Source organism: Streptomyces sp. AC558_RSS880, from assembly GCF_019049255.1.
In the GTDB taxonomy this organism is placed as follows: Bacteria; Actinomycetota; Actinomycetes; order Streptomycetales; family Streptomycetaceae; genus Streptomyces.
Genome location: NZ_JAGMUJ010000223.1, coordinates 1 through 224, shown reverse-complemented (window position 1 = coordinate 224; position 224 = coordinate 1). Strand labels below are relative to the sequence as shown.

Below are 224 nucleotides of genomic sequence, written 5' to 3'. Positions count from 1 at the left end.
CGCCCCGTCGCGTTCCACCCCTCCACCACCCAGCCACGCTCGACCGGCGACAGCACCTCCAGCTCACCGACCCGCACCCGCGGATCGGCCGCCACCGCCTTCAGCAGGCGCACCAGGCCCTCGGCCAGCCGGCGCGCGGTCTCCTCGTCGAACAGATCCCGCGCGAACTCCAACCGGCCCTCGACACCACCGGGACGACCCTCCCCGTCCCGCGACTCCACGAG

Annotated in this window: 1 protein-coding gene; it reads right to left on the bottom strand. The window is 74.6% G+C overall.

Annotation, left to right across the window (positions count from 1 at the left end; translation table 11 throughout):
* Nucleotides 1-224 (bottom strand): hypothetical protein (locus KUM38_RS41425; RefSeq protein ID WP_217137308.1); only part of this gene is annotated, 224 nt, incomplete at both ends.